This is a genomic window from Arthrobacter sp. Y-9 (assembly GCF_029690065.1).
GTDB lineage: Bacteria > Actinomycetota > Actinomycetes > Actinomycetales > Micrococcaceae > Arthrobacter_E.
Genome location: NZ_CP121463.1, coordinates 90,798 through 106,360, shown reverse-complemented (window position 1 = coordinate 106,360; position 15,563 = coordinate 90,798). Strand labels below are relative to the sequence as shown.

Here is a 15,563-nt window from a genome sequence, read left to right as displayed (position 1 = left end):
TCCTGTTGTGTCTAGCCTTGGCCTGTCAGTCCCGCGTCTGCCGCGCGACCCCCGGTACTCCTGAGCACCAGTTTCCCATACTCCCCGCTGCCCCTGCGCGCCCCTTTGGGCCTCGGCAGGCGATGCACACTCACCTTGCCCGGCAACTGCACAGGACCCGCACTTCCCTGCCGTTTCAGGAGAGCGACGGCGGCCTGGAGCCTCTCGTAACTCGGCGAGCCGCCCAGCGCGGTCACGGCGAGTGCGACGACTCTCACACGCAGAGCCTCCGGGAGCTCCCGGAGCCCCTGCTCGGGAAGCTCGAGGACGCCGTCCCCATGGGTCACCGCGAGGGCGGCGAAGTGCCGTTCGGACTCGGCGTCCAGGAAGGCGGCGTCGGCCGCGAGGATGTGGGCCGAGCGGTGCAGCGACTCCGCGACTCCCGGGCCGAGCTGCTGCTCCAGGAGCGGCAGCACCACGGTCCGCACGCGGGACCGAGCGAAGGCGGGATCGGCGTTGCTCGGGTCCTGCCAGGTGTCCAGCTCCTCCGCCTCACACACGGCTTCCGTGTCCTCGCGGCGCAGGTCCAGGAACGGCCTCAGGTAGGCGCCCTCGGGGAAGTCCCGCCGGCGGGGAATGCCGGACAGCGCGCGAGTCCCGGAACCGCGGGCGAGCGCCAGGAGGACCTGTTCGGCCTGGTCGTCCAGGGTGTGACCGAGCAGGACCACCTGGGCGCCGGCGTCGCGGGCGGCTGACTCCAAGGCAGCGTGCCGAACGATCCGGGCGGACGCCTCCGGCCCATCGCCCGTGTCGGGGACCGTCACGGTGACCACCTGGACCGGGTCCAGTCCGAGGCCCAGGGCCTGCCCCGCCGCTCGTCGGGCGACCTCCGCGGAGCCGTCCTGCATCTGGTGATCCACCACGACGGCGCCGGCCTCGAACATGCCGCTTCGGGCATAGAACGCTGCGGCGGCGGCCAACGCAAGCGAATCCGGGCCTCCGCTCAGCGCGACGAGCACTCTCAAGGGGCCGTCACCCGACGGATTCAGCGCCCGCTGACCACGGGCCATATTCCGGGGCAGGTATCCTTCATCCTCCAGCGCCTGGCGCAGATGCAGCCGGGCTGTCCCCAGGACCGGGGCGAGCCGCCCCTTGCTCCGGCGTCCACGGGGCCGCGCGTCGGGGTCGGCGTCCACCGAGCCGGGCACAGCGGTCGTGACGCCTTGCGCGGGAGCCGCCGGGAGCTCCGTCTCAGACACCGCCGGCGAGCCCCATGCGCACGAGCCAGGTGTCGGCGTCGTGGATCTCGGCCTCGGTGGGGAGGTTCTCGGGGCGCTCCCAGACCTTGTTGAAGCCTTCCATCCCGACGCGGTCCACCACGGCACGGACGAAGCGCGCGCCGTCCGTGTACTGCCGCATCTTGGCGTCCAGCCCCAGCAGACGCCGGAAGAACTTCTCCACCACGCCGCGGTCCTTGCCGCGCGCGCTGAATCGCTGCCGGATGGTGCGGACACTCGGCACGACGTCGGCGTCCACAGCGTCCATGACCACGTTCGCGTGGCCTTCCAGCAGGCTCATGATGCCGGTGAGGCGCGACATGATCGCCTTCTCCTCCGGGCCCTGCAGCAGATCCGTGATCGAGCCCTTGGGGGCCTCGGGATCCTGTCGCTCCTCCTTCAGGGACACGACGGCACGCGTGGCCCGCTCGAGGAAGGACCCGGCGTTGTCCACGAGGGAGCCGCTCAGCTGCCCGATCTGCTCCATCATGAAACCGGCCAGCCACGGCGCCGCGGCGAACTGCACGCGGTGGGTCTGTTCGTGCAGGCAGACCCAGAGCCGGAAGTCGTCCGGGTCCACGCCCAGCTGACGTTCGATCTCCACGATGTTCGGGGCTACCAGGAGCAGTCGCCCCGCGTGGCCCTCCCCCTGGTTCAGGTGGGCGGAGAACGGCTCGTACTGGCCGAGCACCTTGCTGGAGAGGAAGGCCAGCACCGAGCCCATCTGCGCCCCGGTGATCGCCCCGCCGACCTTGGCGCTGCCCGGGGTCATGTCCTTGGCCAGCCGCTCCCGGAACGCGTGGAGGGCGGGCGTCATCATGGCCGCGAAACCCTGCGTGTTCGCCTTCGCCCAACCGGCCCGGTCCACCACGAGGACCTGGGAGTCCCGCAGATTACGGGCGGCTTCCAGGCCGGTGATCCGGTGCACATGCTCCACCGAGGCGTCGGCTTTGGCCCGGATGTCCTGCACCGCGGCCGCGATCTCGGCCGGGCGCAATCGGGGCCCCGCCGGGGCGAGCCGTGCCGCGGTGGCCGCGGCCAGATTCCAGTCGATGAGTGCTGGTGTGGACTGAGAGCTCATGTCACCATCCTGCCCTACCGGGCTGACAGTTCACCGGGCTTCCGGTCCGGATGCGGGCGGAGCGGCTCAGCGGCAGCCGCAGCCGGCGAGCACCGTCGCCGAATCGTCGAGGGCGGCTTTGTTGCCCGCCGCGCCCGGCGTGAGGCCGTTCCCGATGAAGGAGAAGACGAGGAGCCGGCCGTCGGCGTCCACCACGTAGCCCGACAGGCTGAGCACGGTGTTGAGCGTCCCGGTCTTCGCCCGGACCAGGCCCGCGCCGCCCTTGCTGGAGGCGTCCCCGTACCGGGCGTTGAGCGTTCCGCTGAGCCCCGCCACCGGGAAGCCGTCCAGCGCGGCCCGCAGCGCGGCGTTGGACCCGGTGGTCATGAGCCGGATCAGCGCGGTGAACTGGGCCGGGCTGACCCGGTTGGCCGCCGAGAGGCCGCTCAGATCCGCGATCACCATGCCGCGCGTGTCCAGTCCGAGCTGGTCGAGTTCGCTCCGGACGGCCGCGATGGCGCCGGCATAGCTTCCGGGGCGGCCGGACTTCACGGCGACCATCCGGCCCAGGACGTCGGTCAGGAAGTTGTCCGAGTGCTGCAGCATCCAGGACACCTGTTCGGCGACCGTGGCGGAGTCCACCCCGGCCAGGACGTCGCCCGGGCCGGCCTTGCCGCCGGCCACGAAGGTGAGAGGGGTCCCGCCGGTCGCGCCCGCCGTGGTGAGCGCGGCCAGGAACGCCTTGACCACGGTGGCGGTCTGATCCTGCGGGCGCGGGCCGGTGAGCACGTCGGGGTCCGTTCGCGCCGAATTCAGCGCCATCGGCGCGACGGGCGCGGTCTCCCCCGCGGCGACATCCCCCGGGTCGACGGCCGGATTCAGCGCAGGCCCGCTGAACAGCCCGGCGTCCCCCGCGACCGTCACCTTGCCCTTCACCCCGGCGGCCCGCAGCTGCGCGACCGTGCGGGAGGCGAGCGTCGCCAGTCCGGCGTGGCCCATCACCTCGTCCGGCTGGGAGGCGCCCGCGGTGAGCAGCACGTCTCCCCCGCCCCGGATCGTCAGGGAGGACGGACCCGTGCGGATGACCTCGGTCGTGAAGCGGGTGTCCGGGCCGAGCGACTGGAGCGCCGCGGCGGCGGTCAGCAGCTTCATGTTGGAGGCCGGAGTGCGTGCGTCGTCAGCGGCGCGCGAGTACAGGACCGCTCCCGACGCCGCGTCCACGACCTGAGCGGCGAAGCTCCCGTCGCCGTCGGGCGCCAGGGTCTTGCCGAGCAGCGCGGACAGCGCCGCCGGGGACGGCTGCGGGGCCCTGGAACGCAGACCGCCGCTCTGCGGGGCCGGGGCCGTCGGCGGCAGCTGCCAGGGCGGGGTGCTCACGGCGGGCTGAGACGAGGCGGAGAACGAGGCCCCGGACCAGTGGATTCCGAGGGGGACGATCAGGGCCAGCAGCACGAGGACCAGGAGTGCCGAACCCGCGGCACGCGCCACCCTGCTCATGTGTGTGAATCCCCTGTCACCGTCCCGGCCCGGCGGCGTCATGGGCCTGCTGCGGGCTGCCCGGCCGGAGAAAATCCCAGGCCGTGGCTATATCCTCAATAGTAGTCGGCGGCAGGGTCACCAGCCTGCCGCTCAGTACCTCACGCCGCGAGGCGGCACGACAAGCTACGGAGTTCCCATGAAGCACGACGTCACGATCGAGATCCCGCGCGGCTCCCGCGTCAAGTACGAAGTGGACCACGAGACCGGCCGCGTCCGCCTGGACCGCGTCCTCTTCACCTCGATGCAGTACCCCACCCACTACGGTTTCTTCGACGACACCCTGGGTGAGGACGGCGACCCGCTGGACGCCCTCGTGTTCTACCCGGATGTGGACCTGTTCCCCGGCATCGTCATGGAAGCCCGCCCGATCGCCATCTTCAACATGGAGGACGAGGCCGGCGGCGACGCCAAGGTCGTCTGCGTGCCGGCCGACAAGCGCTTCGACCACCTGCAGGAGATCGGCGATCTGGACGAGTTCCTGGTCAAGGAGATCGAGCACTTCTTCACCCGCTACAAGGACCTCGAACCGGGCAAGTGGGTCAAGGCCGCCGGCTGGTCGGACCGCGCCGCCGCCGAGGCAGAGCTCCAGGCCTCCATCGAGCGTTTCCAGGCCCAGGGCCACTGATCCCCGCCGGGGCACTCCCCGGACGCACGACGACGGCGACCCGCCGCGCGACTGTCACTGACGGTCCGCGGCGGGTCGCCGTCGTCGTGGTGGAGAGGGAAGCACCCGCCCGCAGGCCAGCCATTACAGTTGCAGGGAGGCCGGGAATCCGGCCGGACCTGGGATCCTCGGAGGGACGAACGGATGAGTGGGAACACCGCGGAGCGCACCGGCTTCGTCGATGCCGTCACGGGCCGGCCCGTGCTGCGGCACCCCCGGACCGGACAGCTCTACGTCACCAAGAAGGGGTGGCCGCACTTCTGGGGCCGGACCCTGGACGCGGTGGCGGTGCTGGTGGTCGCCGGGTCACTGATCGCGGTCTTCAACGCCCTGGTCCAGAGCTATGCGCTGGGATCCCTGTCCATCACGTTCCAGACGAGTTTCTGGGCCTACGCCGGGGCCGCCGCGGCGATCTGGTTCCTGGTGGTCTTCCTGTACGGGATGGTCTGCGGCCGCGTCGGCGGGCTGGGCGACCTCGCGGCCGGCATGCGAGGGGTCCGGATCAGCGACGGCAGGCGCGCGGGCGCCTGGCTGGGCGGCTGGCGGACACTGTGCTGGTCGTTCGCCCCGCTGTGGGTCGTGCTCCTGATCCTGTCCCTCACGGAGGGCGGCACCAGCGGCGGCGACGGCTACACGGCGAAGTTCACCGCGATCGACCTCCGCTCCGGGCTGGCGCTCGGGATGCCGCCCGTCCCCGACCCGGCAGCGGATCCCACGACCGTCCCCGGAGGCTCCCGCTCATGAACAGTTACGCCGTCTGCTTCCGCGCCTCCCGGATGACCCCAGAGGCGACCGACGCGCTGCGGGCCCTCGGCGCGCGGAAGGCCGAAGCGTCGCCGACCTGGTGGCTGACCACGCAGGACGCCGACGACGCCGTGCGCGCGGCACTGCTGGCGCCCCGCCATCCCGGCCTGCTCGCCGCGGTCGGGGCGGCCCAGGGCGTGGACGACACCTCGGCGCGCTTCGCCCGGGATCTGGCCACGGGCGCCATGGTGGCGCTGGGGAAGGGGCAGGTCCGTTATGCGGTGGCGGTCGCCGGCGAATCACCGGAGGCCGCGCTGGACGCGGAGGGCGCCCTGCGGCTCGTCGCCCGGATCGTGGCGGCCCGTTCCGAGGCCGAGTGGCGCGTGGTGGACCTGCTGACGCCCGGCGTCCGCGGCCAGTACAAGACCGTGGCGTCGGCGCTCGGGATCACGACCCAGGCGGTCAGCAAGGCCCTGGGCCGGACTGGCTGGCACGAGGAGCTCCTCGGGCGCGGCCTGGCGACCCGGCTGCTCCGGGGAGCTGCCGGCGCCGGCGACTGAGGCGGACCCGGCCCCTACGCGAGGAGGGAACGCAGGACGCGTGCCGCGCCGTCGTCGTCCACGGAGGCCGTGATCTCGTCCGCCACGGCCCGGACCTCTTCGGGGGCCTGGCCCATGGCGACGCCGCGGGCGGCCCAGGCGAGCATCTCGACGTCGTTGCGGCCGTCGCCCATGGCGAGCGTGCGCGTGGCATCCCAGCCGAGGGAGGCACGGAGCCGTTCGAGGGCGCTGGCCTTGGTGACGCCGGCCGCGGCGATGTCCAGCCACGCCGTCCAGCCGACCGAGTAGGTGACGCCGCTCAGGCCGATGCCGGCGATCGCCTCGGTGAAGTCCTCGGACGTGTTCTCGGAGCTGAAGACCACCACGCGGACGGCTTCCGCCTCGAGCATCTCGTGGAAGTCGACGGCCGTGGCCTCGACGCCGAAACTGGCGTCCTGGAAGCGCTCGGTGGAGAGGAAGCGGCCCTCCGAGTCCTCGAGGGCGTACTTCGCGACGGGCAGGCGCTTGCGGAGCGCGGTGAGGGCCGGAGCGGGGTCGAAGGTCTCGCGGTGGATGACTTCGTAACCGTCGGCCAGGGTGGGGTCGAGGCGGAGCGTGACGCCGCCGTTGCAGCACACCACATGACCTTCGGTGAGGCCGATGAGCTCGACGATCGGAAGGGTGGCGTTCAGGGAACGGCCGGTCGCGATGATCACCTGGTGACCTGCGGCGACGACCGCCTGAGCGGCTTCGCGGACGCCGGGGGACATGTGGCCGTCGTGGTCCACGAGGGTGCCGTCGACGTCCAGGGCGATGAGGTGGGCGGTGGGATTCTGCTGCTGATCTTCGATGTCAGCGACTGCATGTTCAGTCAAAATGGTCATGATTCAGTGAAGCACTCCACGGCGCGCCGGGCCAGGAGCCAGGTCACAGCGCGGCGTGAATTCAGCGTGAACAGCCGGGCGCGGAGGTTAATACTCACAGCCTTGCGCACAGTGTGGATGTTCGCCTGGGTGGGCCGCGGTCCGGGCTCCACGTACAGTACAGACCGGTGGGCACACGGCCCGCGGACAGGGGGCGAGAAGGCACGATGCCGAGGAACCGGCCGGCCGCAGCGACGGCGGAGAAGGGCCTGTGGCCGCGGGTCAAGGGCTGGTTCTCCACCGCTCTCATGCTCGCGATCCTGCTGGTCGGCCCGGCGTTCGCGGTGGCCGGCGTCGTGATGACTGCCCACGACGACGACCTCCTCGCCCACGGGACCCGGACGCCCGGCGTCGTGGTCAGGGTGGAGGACGGCCAGAAGGCGAGCAATCGCCAGATCGTCGCGTCGTACTCCGATGACGCCGGCGAACCGCTGACCGTCCGGGCCCTCATCCCCACTGATCTCCATCCGGCCGCAGGCGACCCGGTGACCGTGGTGCGCGAGCCCGGCAACCCGTCCCGCGCCGTCGTGGAGGGGTACGAGACCTGGGGGATCTTCTTCCGGGGCGTCGGGTTCTTCGTCACGTTTCTGCTGCTGATCCCGGTGGTGCTGGTGTTCCTGATGAAGGGGATGCGGCGGCTCCGGGGGCGTGGGCGCCGGGGGCGGACCACCTGAGGCACCCCGCCCACGCTCGGCCTACGCACCGCCAACCTCCGGCCCACCCCCGGTTCATGGGATCACCCCCGGAAATTTCCGTGGGTCGACAACGTTCGCGTGGGTGGTTGGCGTTGGAGTTTGTCCACATCCGGCAACGGCCCCACGCAGGACAGTCGCGGATGACGAATCGTGGAGGGATGAAGTTCCCACCCGCCCATTTCGTGACCTCCCCCTCCGGTCTGCGGTCCGGCCCGACGCCCTGGCGACTCCACCACGATTTCCGCCAGGGACGGCTGGTCCGGCTGCGCAGAGGCGTCTACCTGCCCACGGCGGAGTGGCTTGCCGGCACCGCGTGGGACCGTTACGCCCTGACGATCGCGTCGCTGGCTGTGACCGGTCGTTCACCGGTCTTCTGCCGCGAGACGGGACTGGCACTCTGGGGTGTCGGGCTGCGCCGCGTCCCTCTGACGGTCGACTTCCTGACCCCGCTCCCCCAGAAGCTGGGGCGCCGGCCGCTCCCGGGACTGTACGGTGACAGCGGCCTGGCCGCTGAGGCGTGGGCCGGCGTCGCTCGGGAGGGCGCTCCGCCGGGCCCGCTCCCGCCCGGATTCCGGGACGCGCTCAGGCTCGGCGCCGACGACGGAAGCCTCCGGCTGCGGGTTCCGATCCTCGGTCTCGACCTCCGCGTCCAGGCGTTCGATGATCTGCTCTTCGACACCATTCACCGCCTGACCTTCGACGACGCCGTGGTGGTGCTGGACCAGGTGCTGTCGGGAGGCGGGTCGGCGGGCGCCACCAGGACACGGGAGGACCTGCTGGGGATCTGCGGGAGACTGCCGTCGAACGCCGCGCGACGCAGGATGTCGGAGGCGCTCGCCCTGGCTGACCCGCGATCCGAATCGGTCGGAGAATCGTGGAGCAGGGCCCTCATCCACCGGCTCGGCTTCGAGGCGCCCGAACTCCAGCACCGGATCCCGGGACCGCAGGGCGAGATCGCGCGGACGGACTTCTTCTGGCCGGAGGCGCGGCTCGTGGGCGAATTCGACGGCCTGGTGAAATACCTACGGGCGCAGGACCTCAGGGGGACGGATCCGGCAAGGGTGGTCGTGGAGGAGAAACGCCGCGAGGATCGGATCCGGGCCGAGGGCTACGGCGTGGTCCGCTGGGTCTGGGACGATCTGCGGCGTCCCGAGCGGTTCGCGGCTCTGCTGCTCAGGGCAGGTGTTCCGCGGCGTGGCCGATGATGCCGACGGCACCCCCGGAAACGTTGATGACCCACGGAAATTTCCGTGGGTCATCAACAAAACCGTGGGGTGAAACGCCGCCCCTAGAGGACCGGGAACACCTCGAGGCCGCCCAGGTACGGACGGAGTGCGGCCGGGACCGTGACGGAGCCGTCCGCGTTCTGGTGGTGCTCCAGGATGGCGACGATCCAGCGGGTCGTGGCCAGGGTGCCGTTCAGGGTCGCGACGGCGCGCGTGCCCTTGGGCGTCCCGTCCTCCGCGAACACCCGCTCGCGGATGTTCAGGCGGCGGGCCTGGTAGCCGGTGCAGTTGGAGGTGGAGGTCAGCTCGCGGTAGGCGCCCTGCGTGGGGACCCAGGCCTCGCAGTCGAACTTCCGTGCGGCGGAGGAGCCCAGGTCACCGGCGGCCGTGTCGATCACGCGGTACGGCAGCTCGCACTTGGCCAGCATCTCCTCTTCCCAGGCCAGCAGGCGCTCGTGTTCGGCGGCCGCTTCCTCCTGAGTCGTGTAGATGAACATCTCCACCTTGTTGAACTGGTGGACGCGGATGATGCCGCGGGTGTCCTTGCCGTGCGAACCGGCCTCACGGCGATAGCACGAGCTCTGGCCCGCGTAGCGGATGGGACCGTCGGACAGGTCCAGGATCTCGTCGCCGTGATAGCCGGCCAGGGCCACCTCGGAGGTGCCCACCAGGTAGAGGTCGTCCTCGGCCAGGCGGTAGATCTCGGCGTCGTGCTTCACATCGAAGCCGGTGCCCTGCATGGTCTCCGGACGCACGAGCGTGGGGGTGATCATCGGGACGAAGCCGTTGGCGATCGCCTGGTCCATGGCCATCTGCAGCAGTGCCATCTCCAGGCGGGCGCCCACACCCCTGAGGAAGTAGAAGCGCGAACCGGACACCTTGGCGCCGCGTTCCATGTCGATGGCGCCGATCAGCTCGCCGATCTCCAGGTGGTCACGGGGTTCGAAATCGGTGAACTCGCGCGGTTCGCCCACGGTCTTCACAACCACGTAGTCGTCCTCGCCGCCCTCCGGAACGCCGTCCAGCACGAGGTTGGGGATCACCCGCAGCAGCTCGTCCTGCGTGGTCTGAGCCGTGTCGGCCTCGGCTGCAGCGGCCTTGACGTTGGCCGCCAGTTCCTTGACCTCGGCCAGGAGCGCCTGCTTCTCCTCGCCCTTCGCCTGGGCGACCCGCTTGCCGAACGCGTTCTGTTCGGCGCGGAGGTTTTCGTACCGGGTCAGGGCGGACCGACGTGTGGCATCCGCGGCGACCAGCTGGTCCACCAGAGACTCGTCCGCACCACGCGCACGCTGGCTGGCCCGGAACTTCTCAGGATTCTCAATGAGTTCTTTAACGTCGATCACGGTCCAAGGGTATCGAATAGGGCTCAGTCCCTGCTAAGTGGCGGGATCGAGGGGGCCGGGCTCGGACGGGGTCCCTCGCAGGTACGCTTAGGAGCATTATGGGGAAGACTGGTCAGTACGTTCTCTTCGCGGGTGGCGCGGCCGCTTTCACCGCGTCCGCCGTGGCCGGCTGGTGGGGCGCCCGGCGCCTCAAAGCGATCCATCGCCGCAGCGCGGTGGCCGGGCCGGTCAGTGCGCCGATCAGCGGTCCGCAGCGGATCGCCGTCGTGATCAATCCGGTGAAGAACAACGCCGCCGGCGCCCGCGAACAGATCCGCCACGCCATCCAGACCGCGGGCTGGCCCGAGCCGGTCTTCCTGGAGACGACCGTCGAGGATCCCGGCTACGGTCAGGCGCGTACCGCCCTCGAGGAGGGGTACGACGCCGTGCTCGCGGCCGGCGGCGACGGCACCGTCCGCGCGGTCGCCGAAGTCCTGGCCGGCAGCGGCGTGCCGCTCGGGCTCATCCCCCTCGGCACGGGGAATCTCCTGGCCCGGAACCTCCAGATGAACGTCACCGATCTGCGCGGCTGCGTCGGCGCGGCGCTGTTCGGCTGGGAACGGCGGATCGACACCGCGACGGCGGAACTCCAGAACGCCGTCGACGGCACCGTCACGCGGCACGGGTTCCTGGTGATGGCGGGGATCGGCATGGACGCCGAGGTGCTCGTCGACACCCGGGACGACCTCAAGAAGACCATCGGATGGATGGCCTACACCGCCGCGGGCCTGCGGCATCTGAGCGGGCGGCGCAAGGCGGTCACGATCAGCCTCGACGGCGCGCACCCTCAGAAGCGCAAGATCCGCAGCATCCTCTTCGCCAACTGCGGGCTGGTGCCGGGCGGTCTCGACTTCCTGCCCGACGCCATGGTCGACGACGGCCTGCTCGACGCCGTCGTGATCAGCCCGCGCAGCGTGGCCGGCTGGATCCTCATGTACCTGAAGGTGCTGTTCAAGCACAACGGCGTCCTGCCGATCATGCGCTCGTACGCCGTGAACCGGATGACCGTGTGGAGCCCGGAGCCGATGGAGACGCAGCTCGACGGAGATCCGTCCGGGCCCGCCACCCGCATCAGCGTCGAGATCTGGCCGCAGTCCCTGTCGGTGCGGGTGCGCCCGGAACAGTGACGTCTTCGGGGTGAGGCCGCGAGGCTACTTGCCCTCGCCGGACTCCTCGTCGGCCTGCTGCTGAGCACGGCGCAGGGAGTCATCCTGGTGGTGCTCCGACTGCTCCTTGATCATCGCCTGCTCCTCGGCGAAGCGCAGGCGGTCGGCACGATCCGCCTCGTCGCCGTCCCAGTCCTGGTTGTCGTTGTCGGACACGGGGTTGACGATCATCCCCTGGCCATCGTTCTCACTCATCGTGCCTCCCTGACTCTGTTCGGGCGCAATCCGGCGTGCCTGGTGAGACCCGCCTTTCCGCCGGAACGCTGAGACCCGGCGCGCACTGGAAATGTTCAGGCAAGCATACGCGCCCGGGCATCCGTCAGATAGAGGCACGCCGCGGCGCTGGCGCCGAGGCCGCGAACGCACTGATCACCCGCGGTCCAGCAGTCCCTTCACCCGTCGCACCAGCTCCTCACGGGGCAGCGTTCCGTCCAGTTCCAGATCCGCGCCGGCCCGCAGCAGTGGTTCCACTTCGGCAAGGTGCCGAGCGATCCTCTCCCGGTCCGCCGTCGTGCGCCCGTAGGGGTTGTCACGGTCCGCGACCCGCTCCAGCATGACCGCCAGAGGAGCGGACAGGAGGACGACCTGATCGAAGAACCGGCGGAAGGACCCCTGGTTCTCAACGGTTCCGGACACCACCAGATCGCCCGGTGTTTCCAGAAGACCCGTCATCAGCGCCTGATCCCAGCAGCCCTCGTCATCCGTCCAGGGACCGTAGTCGGTGTCCACGGTGGCCACCCCACACGCGGCAAGACCCGCGAGCAGCGTGCTCTTGCCGGTTCCGGACATCCCGGTGATGAGGATCTTCATCCGGCCCTACCCCGCCGCGCCGTCCTCCAGGATCCCGGCCACCCACTGATCCGCGGCGGCGAAGGCGGCGTCCGAATTGTGCGGCGCGACCACGGGCGACTGCGCATCGGCCCGGGCATACGACCCGAGGAAGCGCGTGGCGGGGCTGATGCGGTGCAGGCCCGCGAGCGCCTGCTGGACGCGGGCTTCATGGGCGTGGCCATCGGCGTCGATGCTGAAGAAGTAGTGGCCCAGGTACTGGCCGGTGGGGCGCGACTCGATGCGGCTCAGGTTCACGCCCCGGCTGGCGAACTGCTCCAGGATCTCCATGAGCGCGCCCGGGTGGTCTTCGGGCAGCGGCACCACGAGCGTGGTCTTGTCCGCCCCGGTCGGCCGCGGCATCGAGCCCGGCCGCGACACGAGGATGAAGCGGGTGACGGCGTCCGGGTTGTCGCCGATGTTCTCCGCGAGCACCTCGAGCTCGGGATGGCTGCGCGCCACGATCGGCGCGCACACGGCGGCCTGGTGCTGCGGATCCTTCTCCAGCAGCGCGACGGCGGCAGCCGCCGTCGACGGCGCGGTCAGGTACTCGACGCCGGGGCGGTGCTCGTCGAACCATTCGCGGGTCTGGGCCCAGGCGTGGCCGTGGGTCGAGACGACCCGGATGTCCTCGAGCGCCGTCCCCCTCAGCGCGACCAGCTGGAAGTTCACCGGCACGAGCACCTCGCGGATGATCCGGAGCTCGCTGCCTGTGGCGATGGCGTCCAGCGTGGCGGGCACGCCGCCCTCCACCGAGTTCTCGATGGGGATCATCGCGGCGTCGGCCTCGCCCAGGCGCACCTTCTCGAGGGCCACCTTGGCGTTGCTGACGGGGATGCGGATGGCTTCGGAGGCGCCGGGCACCTGGAGGAGCGCGGCCTCGGTGAAGGTGCCTTCCGGGCCCAGGTAGGTGTAGCGGGGCGTTGCAGCGCTCATGGGGTGCTCGGTTCTTCCGGTGGTCTGCGGGCGGGCGTTACAGGACGCGCGGGGTCTCGGACCCCTCGGTCACCATGGGGCGGCCGGCCTCGAACCACTCGTCCATGCCGCCCGCCACGTTGATGGCGGAGTAGCCCTGGCCCACGAGCCACTGGCTGGCCTGCCAGGAGCGCCCACCGGTGCGGCAGATGATGTAGAGGTCCTCGTCCGGGTCGAGTTCCTCGAACCGCAGGGGCAAGGTGTTCAGGGGAACGTGCACCGCACCCTCCACATGGCCGGCTTCCCACTCGTAGTCCTCGCGGACGTCGACGATGGTGGCGCCTTCCGGAATGTCCTGGACCCGTACGGTCTCAACCTCGCTCACGCTGCGTCTTCTCCTCTGCCTCCGGCCCGGCGCACGACGCCGGGACAACTGCTCCCAGACTATCCTGCGAGCGCCCTCGTGGGAGTTCCACAACGCGTCATCCTGGAGTTGTCCACAGTCCCACTCCGGGATGATGCCAGGCCTTCGGACCGCGGGCGAGAATGAGAGCGTTGACGCACTTTCCTGGGTGGGGGGACTCGTAGAAGTCCTCCTGACACTGTTCTTCTTCCTCGTCCAGACCTGGTTCCTGGCCTCGGTCTCGCGCAGGCTCCTGGGTGTGCCCGTGGGCTGGCCGCGTTCGATCCTCGTGGCTTTCGTGCTCACCCTCTTCTTCTCCGCCGCAGTGCGGCTGTTCCTGGGCGCAGCGGGTCTCAACAGTCCGGAGAGCGTGAGCCGGGACCCGGCCGCGGCCGTCCTGGTCGCGGGGCTTTCGGCCCTCTGGACCTTTGCTCTGGGCGTCGCGGTCCTGATGGCCTGCGAGATCATGGTGCCCACGGGCACCCTGCCCAACCCCTTCTCCTGGCTGCGGTCCGCCCGGACCCATTCCCGGCAGGCCGGCCGGTACACGGAGGTGGTCCGGATCGCCAGCCGTCATGGACTGGCCCTTGGATTCCGAGGACTTTCCCGGCACGCGCGGGACCGGGAGGAACGGACGGCGCGGGCCTTGCGGCAGACGCTGGAGGAAGCCGGCGTGACGTTCGTGAAACTGGGCCAGATGCTGTCCACCCGGAGCGACCTGCTGCCGGCCGCCTACATCCGGGAGCTCTCCCGTCTGCAGAGCGAGGTCCAGCCCGAACCCTGGGACCGCATCCGGCAGGCTCTCGACCGCGAACTGGGCAAGCCCGCCCTGGAGGTGTTCAGCCACGTCGACCACCTGCCCCTCGCCGCGGCGTCCGTGGCGCAGGTCCACACCGCGACGCTCGGCCCCGTCGGCCCGGACCACACGCGCCGGAACGTGGTGCTCAAGATTCAGCGGCCCTCGGCGCTGGAACAAGTGGGCCTGGACATCTCCATCATCGAGCAGCTGGCGCGCTGGCTGGAACGGACGGCGCCGTGGGCCCGGCGGCTGGGCGCCGTGGCGCTCGCCCGCGGCTTCGCCGACTCCTTGACGGAGGAGCTGGATTACCGGGTGGAGGCGGAGAACACGCGGGCCCTCGCCCACGCGGTCCGCGGGGAGGAACTCCTGGTCCCGCAGGTCCACGAGGAGCTCAGCACCGGGCGGCTTCTGGTCATGGAGCGCGTTCATGGGGTCCCCCTGGGGCGGGCCGGGGATCAGCTGGCGGCCTTGAACCCGGCGGCACGGCGATCCCTGGCCCGAACCTTGCTGCGTGCCACCATCGGCCAGCTCACCGTGGACGGCGTCTTTCATGCCGATCTTCATCCTGGGAATGTCCTGCTCTGTGAGGATGGCCGGCTCGCCCTTCTGGATTTCGGGTCCGTCGGCCGTCTGGAGAGCGGCAGCCGGCGCGCCCTCGCCTCCCTTCTCTTCGCGATCGACGCCGACGACGAGCGCCTGGCCTGCGACGCCCTGCTGGAACTCCTCGACCCACCGACCCGGCTGGACGAACGACGCCTGACGCGCGAGCTCGGCCAGCTCATGGTCCGCTTCCGCGGAGGCTTCGGCCCCCAGGGCGGCGCGGCCCTGTTCGGCAAGCTCTTCACCCTGGTCCTTGACCACGGGTTCGCCGTCCCGCCTCAGATCGCCGCGGCCTTCCGCGCGCTGGCCGCGCTCGAAGGCACTCTGCGGCTGCTGGATCCAGGCTTCGACGTGATCGCGGAAGCCCGCGAGCTCGGTTCGGAACACCTGGAGCAGGAGTTCACCCCGGAGCGCCTCAGAACCGAACTGAGCCGGCAGGCTCTGACGCTCCTGCCCACGCTCGCCCGGCTGCCCCGGCGAGTGGACCGCCTGGCCGACGCTCTGGAACAGGGCACTCTCACGGCGCGGGTCCGGGTGCTGGCCGACGACGGCGACCGCGGCTTCCTCACGCGGCTGTTCCAGCAGCTGATCGTGGCGGTGCTCGCTGCCGCGGCGACCATCGGCGCCGTCCTGCTGATCCTGGACGATTCGGGACCCTCTCTCACGGCTTCCCTGTCCTGGCATTCGTTCTTCGGCTTCACCTTGCTCTTCGCCGGGTTCGTGCTGGCTCTCCGTGCTGTGACGCTCGCCTTCCGCGGCTCCACCGGCCCCGGCCCGGACCGCGCGAACGAACGTGACCGGCGCCACTAAAGATGACTTAACTC

At 70.5% G+C, this 15,563-nt stretch carries 16 protein-coding genes; 7 read left to right on the top strand and 9 right to left on the bottom strand.

All coding sequences use genetic code 11. The features are described 5' to 3' along the window. Positions 1–11: 11 nt before the first annotated feature. The 3 genes from tilS to dacB all read right to left on the bottom strand — a co-directional run bounded on the left by tilS (position 12) and on the right by dacB (position 3,813). Entirely contained in the window at positions 12–1,238 is a 1,227-nt protein-coding gene (tilS, locus tag P9849_RS00490) for a tRNA lysidine(34) synthetase TilS (RefSeq protein WP_278267802.1), read from the bottom strand. Then, a complete protein-coding gene (locus P9849_RS00485; protein WP_278267801.1) occupies positions 1,231–2,337 on the bottom strand; it encodes a zinc-dependent metalloprotease in 1,107 nt (368 codons plus the stop codon). Before P9849_RS00485 ends, tilS begins: the two co-directional genes overlap by 8 nt. 66 nt (positions 2,338–2,403) lie before the next feature. Next, positions 2,404–3,813 (bottom strand): D-alanyl-D-alanine carboxypeptidase/D-alanyl-D-alanine-endopeptidase, encoded by a 1,410-nt coding sequence (gene dacB / locus P9849_RS00480; RefSeq protein WP_278267800.1) that lies wholly within the window; start codon positions 3,811–3,813, stop codon positions 2,404–2,406. Positions 3,814–3,991: 178 nt separating this feature from the next. Between dacB and P9849_RS00475 the strand changes: the two genes are divergently transcribed. The 3 genes from P9849_RS00475 to P9849_RS00465 all read left to right on the top strand — a co-directional run bounded on the left by P9849_RS00475 (position 3,992) and on the right by P9849_RS00465 (position 5,823). Further along, a complete protein-coding gene (locus tag P9849_RS00475; protein ID WP_278267799.1) occupies positions 3,992–4,480 on the top strand; it encodes an inorganic diphosphatase in 489 nt (162 codons plus the stop codon). A gap of 183 nt (positions 4,481–4,663) precedes the next feature. Then, positions 4,664–5,263, top strand: a complete 600-nt coding sequence (locus tag P9849_RS00470; protein WP_278267798.1) for a hypothetical protein — start codon at positions 4,664–4,666, stop codon at positions 5,261–5,263. Continuing rightward, positions 5,260–5,823 carry a hypothetical protein gene (locus tag P9849_RS00465; protein ID WP_278267797.1) on the top strand — a complete coding sequence of 188 codons (564 nt, stop codon included), beginning with the start codon at positions 5,260–5,262 and terminating at the stop codon, positions 5,821–5,823. The genes P9849_RS00470 and P9849_RS00465 overlap by 4 nt, the downstream gene beginning before the upstream one ends. A gap of 14 nt (positions 5,824–5,837) precedes the next feature. Here P9849_RS00465 and P9849_RS00460 read toward each other — a convergent pair whose 3' ends face one another. Further along, the gene (locus P9849_RS00460) at positions 5,838–6,686 is read right to left on the bottom strand and encodes an HAD family hydrolase (RefSeq protein ID WP_278267796.1); all 849 of its coding nucleotides are present in this window, start codon (positions 6,684–6,686) and stop codon (positions 5,838–5,840) included. A 206-nt stretch (positions 6,687–6,892) separates the two neighbouring features. Between P9849_RS00460 and P9849_RS00455 the strand changes: the two genes are divergently transcribed. Then, a complete protein-coding gene (locus P9849_RS00455) occupies positions 6,893–7,399 on the top strand; it encodes a DUF3592 domain-containing protein (protein WP_278267795.1) in 507 nt (168 codons plus the stop codon). A 179-nt stretch (positions 7,400–7,578) separates the two neighbouring features. Then, the gene (locus tag P9849_RS00450) at positions 7,579–8,625 is read left to right on the top strand and encodes a hypothetical protein (protein WP_278267794.1); all 1,047 of its coding nucleotides are present in this window, start codon (positions 7,579–7,581) and stop codon (positions 8,623–8,625) included. An 83-nt stretch (positions 8,626–8,708) separates the two neighbouring features. On the opposite strand, the gene serS is transcribed toward P9849_RS00450, so the two are convergent. Further along, on the bottom strand, positions 8,709–9,989 hold the full coding sequence (gene serS, locus P9849_RS00445; RefSeq protein WP_278267793.1) for a serine--tRNA ligase: 1,281 nt from the start codon (positions 9,987–9,989) through the stop codon (positions 8,709–8,711). A gap of 98 nt (positions 9,990–10,087) precedes the next feature. Between serS and P9849_RS00440 the strand changes: the two genes are divergently transcribed. Next, positions 10,088–11,155 carry a diacylglycerol kinase family protein gene (locus tag P9849_RS00440; protein WP_144629675.1) on the top strand — a complete coding sequence of 356 codons (1,068 nt, stop codon included), beginning with the start codon at positions 10,088–10,090 and terminating at the stop codon, positions 11,153–11,155. A 24-nt stretch (positions 11,156–11,179) separates the two neighbouring features. Here P9849_RS00440 and P9849_RS00435 read toward each other — a convergent pair whose 3' ends face one another. The 4 genes from P9849_RS00435 to P9849_RS00420 form a co-directional block, all read right to left on the bottom strand. Continuing rightward, positions 11,180–11,389, bottom strand: coding sequence for a hypothetical protein (locus tag P9849_RS00435; RefSeq protein ID WP_278267792.1), 210 nt, complete (start codon positions 11,387–11,389; stop codon positions 11,180–11,182). Positions 11,390–11,563: 174 nt separating this feature from the next. Beyond that, positions 11,564–12,004 carry an AAA family ATPase gene (locus P9849_RS00430; protein WP_278267791.1) on the bottom strand — a complete coding sequence of 147 codons (441 nt, stop codon included), beginning with the start codon at positions 12,002–12,004 and terminating at the stop codon, positions 11,564–11,566. Between the two features lie 6 nt (positions 12,005–12,010). Next, complete coding sequence (gene pheA, locus P9849_RS00425; protein WP_278267790.1) at positions 12,011–12,958, bottom strand: prephenate dehydratase; 948 nt, start codon at positions 12,956–12,958, stop codon at positions 12,011–12,013. Positions 12,959–12,995: 37 nt separating this feature from the next. Beyond that, positions 12,996–13,322 (bottom strand): rhodanese-like domain-containing protein, encoded by a 327-nt coding sequence (locus P9849_RS00420; protein ID WP_278267789.1) that lies wholly within the window; start codon positions 13,320–13,322, stop codon positions 12,996–12,998. Positions 13,323–13,509: 187 nt separating this feature from the next. On the opposite strand from P9849_RS00420, the gene P9849_RS00415 reads away from it, so the two are divergent. Next, positions 13,510–15,549 carry an AarF/UbiB family protein gene (locus P9849_RS00415; RefSeq protein WP_278267788.1) on the top strand — a complete coding sequence of 680 codons (2,040 nt, stop codon included), beginning with the start codon at positions 13,510–13,512 and terminating at the stop codon, positions 15,547–15,549. Positions 15,550–15,563 lie beyond the last annotated feature (14 nt).